The organism is Pontibacter vulgaris (assembly GCF_022758145.1).
Taxonomy (GTDB): domain Bacteria; phylum Bacteroidota; class Bacteroidia; order Cytophagales; family Hymenobacteraceae; genus Pontibacter; species Pontibacter vulgaris.
In genome coordinates, this window is record NZ_JAJVDH010000006.1 from 218,151 (window position 1) to 233,354 (window position 15,204).

Annotated in this window: 6 protein-coding genes and 1 pseudogene; all 7 read right to left on the bottom strand. The window is 44.9% G+C overall.

The annotated features are described in order from the left end of the window. Window positions 1-12: 12 nt before the first annotated feature. A pseudogene (locus tag LWP20_RS15375) lies at window positions 13-687 on the bottom strand (copper homeostasis protein CutC); the annotation flags it as partial. Between the two features lie 70 nt (window positions 688-757). Further along, on the bottom strand, window positions 758-1,735 hold the full coding sequence (locus LWP20_RS15380; protein WP_242929061.1) for an isoaspartyl peptidase/L-asparaginase family protein: 978 nt from the start codon (window positions 1,733-1,735) through the stop codon (window positions 758-760). 61 nt (window positions 1,736-1,796) lie between these two features. Next, window positions 1,797-3,233: a glycoside hydrolase family 125 protein gene (locus LWP20_RS15385; RefSeq protein WP_242929062.1), complete on the bottom strand. Its 1,437-nt coding sequence runs from the start codon at window positions 3,231-3,233 to the stop codon at window positions 1,797-1,799. 202 nt (window positions 3,234-3,435) lie between these two features. Then, window positions 3,436-4,308: an ROK family protein gene (locus LWP20_RS15390; RefSeq protein ID WP_242929063.1), complete on the bottom strand. Its 873-nt coding sequence runs from the start codon at window positions 4,306-4,308 to the stop codon at window positions 3,436-3,438. Window positions 4,309-4,775: 467 nt separating this feature from the next. Beyond that, window positions 4,776-5,951: a hypothetical protein gene (locus tag LWP20_RS15395; RefSeq protein ID WP_242929064.1), complete on the bottom strand. Its 1,176-nt coding sequence runs from the start codon at window positions 5,949-5,951 to the stop codon at window positions 4,776-4,778. A gap of 11 nt (window positions 5,952-5,962) precedes the next feature. Further along, window positions 5,963-6,958, bottom strand: a complete 996-nt coding sequence (locus LWP20_RS15400) for a PorP/SprF family type IX secretion system membrane protein (RefSeq protein ID WP_242929065.1) — start codon at window positions 6,956-6,958, stop codon at window positions 5,963-5,965. Window positions 6,959-6,963: 5 nt separating this feature from the next. Then, complete coding sequence (locus tag LWP20_RS15405; RefSeq protein ID WP_242929066.1) at window positions 6,964-14,937, bottom strand: NHL domain-containing protein; 7,974 nt, start codon at window positions 14,935-14,937, stop codon at window positions 6,964-6,966. Window positions 14,938-15,204 lie beyond the last annotated feature (267 nt).

The following is a 15,204-nucleotide window of genomic DNA, read 5'->3' on the forward strand; positions in this document are numbered from 1 at the left end:
GAAGTATACTATTTATACTTTAAAAGCCGCGCACATGGCCTTCACCTGCTCAACATCAGCCACCAGCTGCTCGAACTCTGACAGATTCCTGTTGCTGGATATAAGTGGATAGTCTCTTCGGAAGATCATCTCGCTTTGCACAGATTTACGAACGGAGGCATGTACTTCTCGCACACCGGTTATACTTAATAACTCCTGTACATTGGCAGGGTTTACTCCCCCGCCGGGCATGATGATTAGTTTTCCCTCAGCTCTATTATGAAGTTCCCGGATCAGTTCCGCTCCCTGCAGCGCTGTTTCCTGCTGGCCGGATGTGAGCAAGCGATCTACACCCAGGGCCAGTAAATCTTCCAGCGCTTTAATGGGGTCAGCGCAAAGGTCGAAGGCCCTGTGAAAGGTGATGCTCATGGAATTGGCCTGGGCCATTAATTCTGCTGTTCCAGCAGAATCTATACTTCCATACCTGGTCAGCGCACCAATCACTACACCATCCGCACCTAATTCACGGCACAGGGCATTATCTTTTTTCATCACCTCAAACTCCGCGTCCGTGTACAGAAAATCTCCCCGGCGTGGACGGATGAGTATGTGCAACCCTATACTTATACTTTGTCGAACCACTTCGATCATACCGGCACTGGGCGTAGTGCCACCACCCGCCAGATAATCGCATAGCTCGACGCGTTGTGCCCCGCCCTGCTATGCAGCAATAGCTGAAGCAACAGAATCTACACAAATCTCCAGTACTGGAGCCGGGTTAGAACTTGCTCTTTCCATCCAGTAGCTTAGTACCCGATTTATCCTGTATGGCGTAGTTAAAGCCTTTGTGGATGCAGTAGCCGCCATACTCACCGTTCTTGTTCAGGGCAATGAACCCAACCTGCAGGTCTTTCACATCTTTTTGCTTTGAGATGATACGCTCTACAGCCAAACGACAGGCATCTTCAGGAGAATTGCCTTGGCGCATTAATTCAACAACCAAATGGCTACCCACCATCCGGATTACCGCTTCGCCCAGGCCTGTTGCCGTAGCAGCTCCTACTTCATTATCCACAAACAAGCCCGCCCCGATAATGGGAGAATCACCCACGCGCCCGTGCATTTTGTAAGCTGCCCCGCTAGTAGTACAAGCTCCTGCCAGGTCGCCATTCGCATCCAGGGCCAGCATGCCAATGGTATCGTGGTTTTCGATATTGATGACCGGTTTATACTTGGATTCCTGAAGCCAGTTCCTCCAATCCTTTTCAGACTCAGGCGTGAGCAGGTTCTCTTTTTTGAATCCTTTGGATAAAGCAAATTGTAGGGCTCCCTCTCCTACCAGCATCACGTGCGGCGTATCTTCCATCACTCTGCGGGCCACTGAAATCGGATGTTTAATGTGCTGCAGAAAGGCCACAGATCCGCAGTTGCTATCCTTATCCATAATGCAGGCGTCAAGCGTAACCTTTCCCTCCCGGTCCGGGTAGCCGCCGTAACCAACAGTACGTACATTTGGGTCTGCTTCCGGCACACGTACACCTGCTTCTACTGCATCCAAGGCACTACCGTTTTTGGATAGAATCTTCCAGGCGGCTTCGTTTGCGGGTATGCCGTGATCCCAGGTAGAGATGACTATTGGCTTGCTGCCTTTTCCTTGTTTAACAGAACCGGCAAAGGCGCTGGCAAACTGAAAGCCGCCACTTAAAAAAGTAGCGCTTAAGGCTGATATTTTTATGAATTTACGTCTGGTGCTCATGGGCTATAGTTGGTGGTGTTCGAGTTGTATGACAACTGGTTCAGTTCAGGGAAATATAATTTTATACTTGTGCTTTTAGCAAATGCGGACGCTCAGTATGTAGCTTCAGAATTAGCTCACCAAAAAGGGTATTAACCCAGGCAAACCATTTCCTGGTAAACTTTTCAGGATTGTCCTTGTGAAAAGTTTCATGCATAAAGCCTGTACCCGCATGCGTCGTTTTCAAGGTATGCAGGCAGGTCTTTATTTCATCATCCGACTGGCTTGTCATGGCCCGCATAATGATGCTCATCGGCCAGATCATATCAGCGCCTACATGCGGCCCTCCTATGCCCTCACCAGCTTTGCCTTTAAAAAACCAGGGGTTGTCCTCGCTTAGCACAAACCGACGGGTATTCAAGTATACAGGATCATCCGCAGCACAACAGCCTAGGTATGGCAAAGAAAGCAGGCTCGGAATATTGGCATCATCCATAAACAGTTCATTGCCATAGCCATCTACCTCAAACGGATGGATTTTGCCATACTTAAGATGTTCAGATACAGCAAACTGTTGAAGCGCTTTCTCTACTTCATCTGCCAGCGCGGTACATTCGGTTGCCAAGGCTTTATCCTGTTTTAGTTTCTGGCTCATTTCGGCTAACTGGCGGAGCGATGTAACCGCAAAGTAGTTCGAAGGAATCAGGAACAAGTAGGCTGTGGCGTCATCGGATGGGCGGAAAGTAGAACAGATTAGCCCCACCGGTTTTATCGGATTTCCATAGCCCGCACCTGCCACCGTATCAGTCTGCCAACCGGTTACCCGCTGAAATTTATAAGGTCCCTTGTCGGCCTTTCGTTGCTGTTCCTTAAATGTTTGTACCACCAGTTTCATAGCCTTTGCCCAATTAGCATCGAAGGGGTCGGCATCACCGGAAGTCTTCCAGTAATGGTAACACAGCCTGATCGGGTAGCAAAGCGAGTCTATCTCCCACTTTCGTTCGTGCACACCGGGTTGCATTTTGGTCAGGTCTTTTGCCCATTCCCCTTCCTTGCTTGGGTCATTGTAAAAGGCGTTGGCATATGGGTCTTTCAGAATGTAACTGGTCTGACGGTTGATAACACCTGCTATCATACTCTGTAATGGCTTATCCTTATCCATCAACACCAGGTAGGGCCATACTTGTGCTGAGCTATCGCGCAACCACATCGCATCAATATCGCCGGTTATAACATAGGTATCCGGTCTTCCGTTTTTCTCCTCATATGTTACAGTGGTATCAAGCGTACTCGGCAGGCAGTTTTCAAAGATCCAGGCCAGCTCTTTATCGGCTATAGTTTTCTTTACTTCCTTAATCTTGTTTTCTACTGCTTTGCTGATGAAGTTTCGTGCTGATAAGGCAGGGCGCTGGCTCGTGTACTTATCTTTCTGCGCAAACGACATAAAAGAAAACCCGGTGGCAGCAAGACCTGTTGCAGCTATACTTCCTGTCTTAACAAATTCTCTTCTGGTAGGCATATGTTTCTTGTAGGTGCTGAGTACGCTTAAATCCTGAATATATAAGAAAAGTCATATAAAAGCAAACTATTAAAGGAGATTCCCTATATAACTCATTTAAGTAAACAAGTGAGAGTGTATATACCTATGATGCTGTTAAAACAGGCATCATAGGTATATGAAGTGGTGTTAAGATTAAGATTTAAATTTCTGAAAGTAGAGGTTATACTTGCACAGACGTTTGCCAAAGGCTGGCTGCTCCCAGCAGGGCTGCTTCTTCTCCTAACTGTGCTGTTTTTACAGGTATGGTTATCCTTCGCTCTCGTAGCTTTTCCTGCAATGTACCGCCAAATAGGTTATAGGTCTTAGCGATGTTGCCACCTAGTACAATCACCTCCGGCTGCTCCTGCTTGACAAATTCACTTAAAAAAGTAGCCAGGTTGTCCGCAAACTCAGAAAACAACTGCTGCACTTTGGGTTCTGGATGCAACAGCTCTACTATACTTTTCACATTTTCTGCTTTCCTGCCACTCAGCTCAAAAAAACGCTTCACAAACCAGCGTGAGCTAATATATTCTTCAGCAATTCCATCATAGAAAGGGGTATTCCATAAGTTAGCGTCCCAGGCTTTACCGCCAACAATTACTGCAGAGCCAAGTCCAGTACCTAAGGTTAATCCAATAGCTCTGTTATACCCTTGTGCTGCACCGGCAAAAGCCTCCCCTTGCAAAAAGCAAGGAGCATCGTTTTGAAACTTAATATTGCACATGTCCACATGTAGCGCCTGTGCCAGCATTTCCTTTACATTAATTCCATAAAGAGCATCATATTTGTCCTGGTTTTGCATCAGGGCAATGCCGTTCTCATAATCAAACGGACCTGGCATAGCAATGCCAACCTGTATCGGGTTGCCCTTTAGTGTACCTATAGCCGCTGATAAAGCCTTACTCCAGGAAGCAATAATGTCTTCTATACTTCCATTTGCATTTACGGGCAGGCGGCTGCTTTCGTGCAGAATCTTACGTGTATCAAGGTCTACTAAGGCAGCAGTGATGTGTGTACCGCCAATATCCACTCCAAGCACAAGATGATTCATATCAGCTACCCATTAATCGATAAGAGCAAAAAAACTGAACTTCTATAACACAGTTCTTTCAATTTATGCAATAATCAAATGATCCCAAAACTTTGGTGATGTGGAAGTATATTTTCAGTTTTTAATACAAGGCTATCTTCTGACTTCTGATTAATCTGGAAACAAAAACAAGCTATATTTATACTTAAAAATCAAGCCTTCAACTAATCTACAGATAACCCCATAAAGCTGCCAAGACTGAAAATTAATGGTTCAACTATTCCATTCGTTGGTCAACCATTATAAAAAGGCCGCTTTACGTCAAATGAAGGAGCTTTTTTGGTTCGATAAATTAAACTTCTACGAATTAAAATTTGATTACCAGAATAAAGTGTGGTAGACAAAATATGCTCAGAACATTTTTATCCCCATATCAACCTCTTATTCTAAATCGCCTTTTGGCATTTATGGAAAAGTATTGTAGCTATTTAATGCATCAAATAAAGTTCAGCTTTGCGGTTTGCTGTGCCTTTTTCGTTCCGCACCTCGTTTTCTATTTCAAAGGTAAAATGCTTTGTAGGAAAGTATCTTTCAATATACTGTTGGATTAGAAAGGCACGACGACGACTCACGTTCTCTTTTACTTCGGCTGTACCATATCCATCGGAATAACCTTTGATGACAAATGCACTTCCTTCAGGCTGCTGATTTAGGAACTTGGACAGGGCCGAAACTCCTTTGAGGTTCATGTATATACTGTTAAAAGCATAGGGTAAGGTAAGTGCTGGTGTTGCCATTTTCGTTTTAACAATCGATACCAGCACTTCCTCTACAACAGGAACTTCCACCTTAACTTCTTCCACAACCGGGTCAGGCTTCTCCAGTAAATAAGCCATATGCAAAGGCTTATTTTCGGTAGAGGCCCTGATCCACATCTGGCGGTCTGCTACTTTTTTATAGTAGGCATTGTAAGTGCCTGCCACATTCATTACAGGGTCTGCTTTTACCGGCGTGCCTGCTTTACCTGTCTTCAGATTCAGCGGCGTGCTATAGTTATAGGCAGTTGCTGCTTCCTTGCGCGAAAAGTATAGGGTATCGTTGGCTACATATGGGGCAAACTCCGGCTGGCGGGTATTCACAGTTTTACCTAGGTTTTTAGGTTTGGTCCAGCGGTTGTTTTCCCATTTGCTCAAGTAAAGGTCTTCATACCCTTGTGTATTGCCAAGCTCTGCCGATACCACCAATGTAGTTTTATCTTCAGACAGGAACATGCCCAGGTTATGGGCGTTATTGCGCATCTTTGGCAACACACGCTCACCGGTTTTCTCGAAGCTTCCGTCTTTCAAACTATAGAAAGAGATGATTTCTTCGTTGCGGCCATTTTTTTGGTAAACGTATAGTTCGCCGGCGGCTTTGTTACCCCCTACCACAGCATTTATTAAACCAGTATTCAGTACCAGTTCTTTTTTAGAGGTTTCGCTTTTACCACGCTGCTCCGAATAGATGTATTGTCCCTGGTCTTCTTTTAAAGTATAAACCAGCAGATCATTATCCAGCAAAATAAAGTCTGCCAGCTCTGATTTGGTTTGCTTTAACTCTACCTGCGCCTGGGCTACAGCCCCGGTTGCCAGTAAAAAAGCGATCGTGTAAATTATTTTCTTCATCTTACTACTGGTTACCACATGGTTACTTTTTTGCTGTACTTCGGATACTTTACCGGGATCAGGTTATAAGTGAGCATGATCTCGTTAGTAGCCTTGTTAATGTAGCGGGCATCGGCGGTAGGTGTTTCGTACACATACCCGATCTTCAGCTGGCTAAGGCGTAGGCCTGCGTTCACTGAAAAAGCCTGGTCTTTGCGGTAGCCCGCTCCCAGCCAAAGCATGTTCTGGTAAACCCCTTTCACCTGGCCCTCTACTGTTTCCTCCAGCTTGCTGTCGTAACGGTAAATAGAGTTAACTACTACCCCCAGCTGCTCGGTTACCGGTGTTCTGAAACCAGCCTGCACGATGTGGTGCTGCGGTACATTGTTTTGCAGGTAATCATCTCCCGAGGTCATTATCTTGCCTTTGGTGATATCCTGCATAGAGTAGCCCAGGTAATAGTTCTCTGCTGTCAGCATCAGGCCCATGTTCAGGTCGATGCGGTTTACGTTGCCTTTCTGGCCTGCCAGTCCTTCAAATTCCGGGTCGCCCTCCTGGTCTATAGTTAGCTTGCTGCCATCCAGTTGCTGTGCGCTGAAGGTTATAGCCGAACCCCAGCGCAGGCTTAATTTCTGAGATAACTGCACACGCGAGCCATAACTTAAATGCACCTGGTTTTCGGCAAAAGGACCGAAACGGTCGTTGAGTACGGCCAGGCCAAAAGCGTGTTTTGCGCCAAGCTGTCTATTGTAACTGTCTTCTTCACGCGACTTCAGCAGGTCATCCTTTTTCCAGGCACCAAGGTCGGCCAGGTCCAGCTCTGCAGAAGCAAAAATGGTTTGGGGAGCACCTTCAAAGCCGGTCCACTGGTTACGGTAATAGGTTTTAAGCATGGAGCCTTCGTAGCCGGTCAGTGCAGGGTTAAAATACTGCTGAAACAGCGAGAAGTTGGCCACATGTTTTCTGTTCTGGGCTTGCAGGCCCAGAACAGAAGCCACAAGTGCTATGGTTAATACTATCTTTCTCATCTTGATTACTTCTTAATAATTGTCACGACACCTTTTTTAACCAGGTTGATATCTTTCACCTGCACGATGTAGAAGAAGGCACCTTGCAGAACCTCGCCATTGAGGCCGCGTCCGTCCCATCCTTTTTCAGGGTCAGTTGTATGGAACAAGCGAACACCAGCTCTGTCGTATACCTCGATCTCTACACTGTTATAGAAGCGCAGTTCCGGTATCGTCCAGGTGTCGTTCATACCGTCGCCGTTCGGAGAGAACGCATTTACGATCTTCAGTTTATCAACCGGTTTGGCATAAGGCTCCTTGTTAAGGGTAAATACCTTTTCGATCGTGTTCTGGTAAGGGTCAGTGCTGCGAACACGGATGCTGAAGGTAGTTTTACCAGACAAGCCGTTGTTAGACTTCAGGTAAACCTTGTCACCTCTGATCTCGAACAGGCTGTTACCTGTATCGCCTTCACCTGTTACCAGTGAGTACACAAATTCGGTGTCGTCAGCATCAGTCGTAGTCAGCGTACCGATAACATCTTCTGCTTTGGCTTCCGGTTTAAAGGTAGTTGCGCTGAAAGCAAGGTTAGTAGGTGCTTTGTTTGGCTCTACTACTACCGAAATGGTAGCTACTTTGCTGTTACGGTTGGTGGTGTTTGGTGCAGGAATAAGTTGACCGGTTAGCACATAAGTACCGGCTACCAGGCCATTGTAAGTTCCCTGTGTCCAGGTTACTCCTATCGCTTCTTTCTGTCCGTTGGTGTAAGTTACCTCTACTGTAGTTGGTAGTGGTACATCAGCATATGCTGTTCTGATCGGAACATTTATAGTTGCCAATGTTGCTACTGATGCAATGTCCTGACGAACGGTTACAGTTTGTGTTGCTGTAGTTTTGTTGCCAGATGCATCTGTTGCTGTCCAGGTAACTATAGTTGTGCCTGCCGGATATTCTGTTGGTGCATCGTTGGTTATAACTATAGCCGCAGCATCGCAGTTATCAGCAGTTACCGGAGTTCCAAGGTTTACATTAGAAGCAGTAGTTTTGCCAGCATCCACATCCAGTACTAAATCTGCCGGGGCAGTTATAGTTGGTGCGATGTTATCCACTATAGTTACTATAGCTGCAACTATAGCAGTGTTGCCTGCTTTGTCGGTTACAGTTAAGTTAACAGTGTTCTCCCCCAGGTTGCTGCAACCAAATGTATCGGTATCAAGTGCCAGAGTCTCAACACCACAATTGTCAGTTGAGTTATCGTTCACCTGTGCTGCCGTAATGGTTACCGTACCGTTTGCATCAAGCGCGGCGGTAAAGTTTTTGGCAATTGCAGTTGGCGCTATCTCATCCACTATAGTTACAGTTGCTTCTTTGGTTGCTACGTTTCCGTTTACATCTGTTACGGCTAAAGTAACAGTGTTTACACCCACATTTTCGCAGGTAAATTGGGTTACGTTCAGCACTATAGTTGCAATACCGCAGTTGTCTGTTGAGCCGTTGTTTATCTGAGCTGTATTGATAGTTGCGTTACCTGCAGCATCCAGCTTAACTGTAATGTTTTGGGTAAGAACTACCGGAGCCAGATCATCCACTATAGTTACAATTGCTTTTTCAGAGGCTACATTACCATAAGCATCAGTTACAGTCAGCATCACTTCATTCTCGCCTATGTTCGAGCAATCAAAAGCTGCTTTGTCTATAGTTAATGTTACAGATCCGCAAACATCCGATGAACCGTTGTTTACATCTGCTGCAACAATAGTTGCCTTACCTGTTGCATCCAGTTTTATGGTGATGTTTTTGGCAAGGGCAATCGGAGCGATCTTGTCTTCTACAGTAACTATAGCTGTTTTGGTAGTCACGTTTCCGTTGTTATCAGTTACAGTTAATGTTACTGTGTTGGCACCGATAGAAGAACAATCAAAAGTAGTTTTGTCAAGGCTTATGGATTTGATACGACAGGCATCTGAGCTGCCATTGTTCACATCTTCTGCAGTTATAGTTGCATTACCTGTCGCGTCTAACTGAACCGTAATGTTCTGCGTGATCACAACCGGAGCAACTTTGTCTTCTACAGTAACTATAGCTGTAGTGGTGTGCGTGTTGTTGTTAACATCTGTAACCGTTAATGTAACTACGTTCTCTCCTACCTGGCTGCAGTCAAACGTCGTCTTATCCAGACTCATCGTTTTTATACCACAGTTGTCAGAAGATCCGTTGTTCACCTGGTCAGTAGTTATGGTGGCGTTGCCAGTTGCATCTAACTGAACGGTGATGTTTTTGGCAAGCGCTACAGGTACTACATTATCCACTACTGTTACTGTTGCCTCAACAGTTGCTATGTTGCCATTCTTGTCTGTAACTGTTAAGGTTACGGTGTTGGCTCCAACGTTTGCGCAACCAAATGTAGTTTTAGATAAAGCTAAGGTAACAGCGCCACATGCATCTGTGCTGCCATTGTCTACAGCTGCGGCTGTTATCGCTGCAACGCCATTCGCATCCAGTTCTATGGTTACATTCAGAGCTTTTGCTACCGGAATAACCTTATCCTCTACTTTAACAATAGCGGTAGCGGTTGATACATTTCCGTTGTTATCAGTTACAGTTAATGTTACCGTGTTGTCGCCAACATTAGCGCAATCAAACGTTGTTCTGCTCAGCGTCATCGATTTGATACCGCAGGCATCTGAACTTCCGTTGTTGATGTCGCTGGCAACTATAGTAACATTACCAGTTGCGTCTAACTGAACAGTGATATTCTTAGCAAGAGCAATTGGAAGCGTATTATCTACTACTGTAACTATAGCTGTTGCTTCGTGCGTGTTTCCGCTCTTGTCAGTAACAGTTAAGGTAACTGTGTTGTCGCCAACATTGCTGCAATCAAAAGCAGTTTTAGAAAGCGCAAATGTTTCGATACCGCAGTTATCAGTAGAACCATAGTTTACATCCGCTATAGCTATAGTAGCATTGCCCGTTGCATCCAGCTGAACGGTGATGTTTTTTGCAATTGCTTTCGGGGCGACGTTGTCTTCTACAGTTATAGTTGCTGTAGTTGTAGTCTCGTTACCTGCTGCATCTGTAACAGTTAAAGTAATTGTGTTCGCACCAAGATTCGTGCAGTCAAATGTAGTTTTAGAAAGCGCTAAAGTTACAGTGCCACAAATATCTGAAGAGCCGTTATCTACCATTGCAGGTGTGATAGTTGCTGCTCCTGTTGCATCCAGTTGAACGGTAATTGCTTTCACTTTTGCTATTGGAGCAGTTACATCTTTCACGGTAACTATAGCTTCTTTGGACGATGTATTTCCATTTACATCTGTTACCGTTAACGTTACCGTGTTCGGGCCAACATTGTCGCAAGTGAAAATTGACTTATCTACACTATAGCCAGTAGCTGGAATAGAGCAGTTGTCTGTAGAACCGTTGTTGATCTGCGCAGCAGTTATAGTTGCTGCACCCGTAGCATCCAGATTAACAGTGATGTTTTGGGTTACTACAGTAGGCTTTTGCGTATCTGTAACTGTTACATCAAAGCTGGTTGTAGATGTGTTACCCGCTGCATCCGTCGATACGAACGTGTTAGTAGTTGTACCTAAAGGGAACAATTCCCCTGAGGCAAGACCCGCAGTTTGGGTGATGGTAACAGGAGTAGCCTTACCCGAACCTATACCCCAGGTTCCGGAACCAGTCTCAGTTATTGTCCAGCCGGTATAGTCTCCTGTTTCAAAACTACCATTTACAAGTGTACTCCCTGCGATCTTTACGTTATCAAGTAATATGTCAAGCCAATATAGCTGGATATTAGTATTGGTTAAAACCAACTTAACATTTTGCCCTTCAAACTCAGAAATATCAAAACTATAGCTTGTCATCGGGATAGATGCTGCTGCGCCAGGTTCTGTTTTAAATATGGTGCGTAGTAATGCATCTGTATCAGGGTTTCTTACTTCAACAGCCATAAACTGGCTGTTGCTATCAAAGCTTCCATTATGATTATTGTATTGCAAATCAAAAGTTAGCGTTACAGGTCCTGTTGCAGGCAAAGTAACATTCTGAGAAAGTCTGGCTGTTGTAGGCCCTGTTACAAAAAAGGCTGCCATTTTACTTCCATTAGTAGGAGCGAATGTAATTGGAAGGCCTGGAGAATTCTGTGGTTCCATCCTCTTGTTTACATGGTCGTATAACTGACCACCATTAGTAAGTGTGTAAACTGCATTCGGGTCAGGCAGGGCGCTGCAATTATCCGTAGCGGTTGGCATAGTGTAAGTAACTATAGCACCACACTTGTCTGCATCATTATTCTTTGTGATCGGAGTAACTGCGGCAAATACTGGAGCAGTCTCATCCTTAACAATTACTTGCTGTGTTTGTGTTAAAGTGTTACCGTTCCCATCGTTATAGGTCCAGGTAATGGTATAGTTACCTTGTTCTAAATATTCTAACGGGTCTGTGGTTGTAGCTGTAACTGTACCTGCGGTATTGTCGGTTGCAGTTGGCGCTGTAACAGTTGCAGCACACTCGCCAGTTATAGTTGGCAGGTTAGCTAAAGTTGGCACCGGTGCTGTCTGGTCAGTTGCTGTTACTGTAAAGGTTTGATTAGCAATGTTTCCGGCTACATCTGTAGCAGTTAAAGTAACTGTTGTAGCTACATTTTTCACAAGAGCTGTACCCGCTATCGGCGATTGCATGATAGTAACTGTACCAGTATTATCAGTAGCTGTAGCAAGCGCTGCATAGTCTGCTACAGAAGCAGTACCTATATTAGCATCTAAAGCAAGAGTTACATTTTGTTGTGTAGAAGTAAATACCGGATTAGTGTTATCAATTACTGTAACATTAGCGGTAGTTGATGCAATATTTCCGTTAACATCAGTAGCTGTAAAAGTTACTGTATTAGCACCTAAATTAGCAGCCGTAAATGTAGTCGGAGATGCTTCAACTGAGGCGATACCACAATTATCAGAGACACCAGCGTTTACATCTGCTGCAGTAATAGAAGCATTACCGTTTGCATCCAGGTAAACAACAGCATCTTTTGCAAAAACCAAGTCTTCCGTCTGGATAAATATCTGCAGCTTTTTAGTAGTATAAGAATTTGCAGTATTGGCAAATGTCCAGTCCGGGTGCCCTGAAGGATTGGTACCTATTCCTAATTCTGAGATGGCACCGTTAGACCAGCTATTATAACCAAATATAGTTTGCTTCGCTCCATAGTTATGAATCTGGAATGAACCATGACAATTCGGGTTATCTTTCTGATCATCGAAATCATAAAGGCTATTGTTTGCACCTGCCAAGCCAGCAGAGTTGGTAGTGCCGTAACAGTTAGACCATAATTCGATATTACCGGTAGCAATTGCTTTGCCTGTAGTTAAACCAACTGTTTCATTAGAGAACACATTCATGTTACTCACTTTCTGCTGGAAGCCATCTGCTCCGGTTGGTATACCTAAATTAGAAACATCCTGGCTAAAGGCATCCATCGATACCCATACCCATTTGTTATCTAATTCTAAGGCATACGCAATACGAACGATCTTTTTGCCCTGTAGCGCTGCAGCATTATTTACAGCGTAAGGAATCTGGCTTGGTATATCCCAGTCAGCTGCGTTTGGCAGGTCGAGTGAGTAGGCCAGGTTGTAATGAGCTGCTTCAGATACTTTGTTTACTAAGCTGGAAGGCGCTTCAAAAGTCGGCTCACCTGGCTTTTTCGTATCCTTAACTATTACTGTCTGTTGCTGTATGGTTTCACTTCCAGCAGCATCTGTGTAAATCCAGTTTATAGTATGAGTACCCTGTATAGTATAGGTCACCGGGTCTGTTGTTGTAGCAGAAATTACGCCATCGTTATCATCATTGGCGGTTGGTACCACTGCAACAGTAGCATTACATTCTCCCGATACAGTGGGCAGCGTAGCTATAGAAGGTATTGGCGCATCATTTACAGCAACTATTGTTACATTAACTGTCGCTATCTCTGAATCTGAAGAGCCGTTATTTACTTTATATGTGAATACATCAGTGCCATTTATGTTAGCTGTGGGCGTATAAGTAAAAGCACCGGTAGCAGCATCAGTTAAAGTAAGCGTGCCTTTTGTTGGTGCTGTAACTATAGCATAAGTAAGTGCATTACCGCTTTCGTCGCTACCTGCAAGTTTGCCTGTATAGGCTACATCTTCATTGGTAGTAATATCACCAGCCGTTGAAACTACTCGGGCAGAAGCAAGGTCCATGTTCTTAAGTGTGCCATGGTTTACGTTTGCAGTTGCGTCGTAAGCAATTGTACCTGTAGTTTCATCAAAACGCCAGTAGCCGGCAAGGCCAGCTTCGTTACCATTCAGGGTTGTAGCCCCAAGGCTTTTTATTTCCGCAACGGTTAAAGCCTTTTTCCAAAGCGATACGTTATCAATCTGGCCGTTAGCAAAACCACCATCTACGTTCATATAGGTACCAATACGAATTGGGGCACTGGATGCAGAAGATGTATAGTTTACAGTTCCGGAACCAACCAAAACACCGTTGGCATAGATTTCCATTTTGCGCTGGCCGCTCACATTGCGCCTAACAGCAGTAACATGTACCCATTCGCCTACTTTATAAGCATCCGTTGTTCCGACCCAGGTCCAGCCATAGCCATGCTTATCAATACCATAGGTGAATCTCCCATTTCCGGCTGTGAGCCAGTATTGCATATCACCTCCACCGGAAGGCCTGTTGAAAAGGCCTGCTTCAGCCATAGAATTAGCTTTAAACCACAGCGAAACTGTAAACTCAGTTTCTGAATTAAATTGGTTTGAAGCCTGAGAGGGAATTTCTACATAGTCGTTAACACCATCAAACTGGAGGCCATTACGATAGCCCGCAACAGGTAAGGGGTCGAATTCTACTTTACGGATTCGCTGATTATAAGCATCTGCAATGTAAAGACTGCCTGCCACATCAACACAAACCCCAAAAGCGCTGCTAAATTGTGCGCCGGTAGCCGCCCCCCCATCACCGCTATAACCAGAAGTTCCGTTACCTGCCACCGTGGTGATGACACCATTTGTTGAAACTTTCCTTATCCGGAAATTAGATTGATCAGCAATATAGAGATTGCCTGCCGCATCCACGGCTACATCAGTTGGGTAGCGAATTTGTGCGCTGGTAGCTGCCCCCCCATCTCCGCTATAACCAGAAGTTCCGTTACCTGCCACCGTGGTGATGATACCATTTGTTGAAACTTTCCTTATCCGGTTATCAGATTGATCAGCAATATAGAGATTGCCTGCCGCATCCACGGCTACACCTCTGGGTATAGTAAGCTTTGCGCTTGTAGCCGCCCCCCCATCACCGCTATAACCAGGAATTCCGCTACCGGCCACCGTGGTGATGATACCATTTGCTGCGACTCTTCTAACCCGGGAATTACCATAATCAGCAATGTAAAGGTTGCCTGCCGCATCCACGGCTACATCATACGGATCAATAAGCTTAGCACTTGTGGCTTGACCGCCATCCCCACTATACCCTTCCACTCCGGTACCTGCTACAGTAGTGATGGTACCATTTGCTGCTACTTTCCTGATCCGGTCATTACCATAATCAGCAATGTAAATATTACCTGCTGCATCCACAGCCACACCTGAAGGATTGCGAAGTTGAGCGCTGGTTGCAGCACCACCATCTCCGCCATAAGTTGCTACTCCCATTCCGGCAACAGTTGTGATGGTACCATCGACTGCAACTTTTCTGACCCGATGATTTAAATATTCAGCAATGTAAAGGTTGCCTGCCGCATCAGTAGCTACATTAAATGGATTATAGAGACGTGCGCTGATGGCAGCACCGCCATCCCCGCTATAACCATAAGTGCCGTTACCGGCTACAGTGGTGATGTTTTGAGCAGTAGCTGTAAAGGCCCACAAAACTGCTAATAAACTAAACAGCAGCTTAAGCCGTGAAGAAGGCAGCAATGCCCGCGGCTCTCCCCTTTCAGTCAAGGGGATAAAGACATGTTTCATAAATAGGGTGTAAAGGTTTGGCTATAAATTGAAATTTTGGTATTGATTACATCTGGGCTCCAACAATAATCTGGAGCAGTTTAATTTTCATCGATTTCGGTAGTAGCAAAGGGGACGCGTAGAAAAACAGTATAAATAACAAGCGAATATGCAAATACATACTACTTTAAACCAGCACGTTACAACAGCAAACTGATAACTAATAACAGTTCAGTTGTTATAAATAGCTCAAGTAAATTGTACTGATATGTATGTATAAAATCTTCC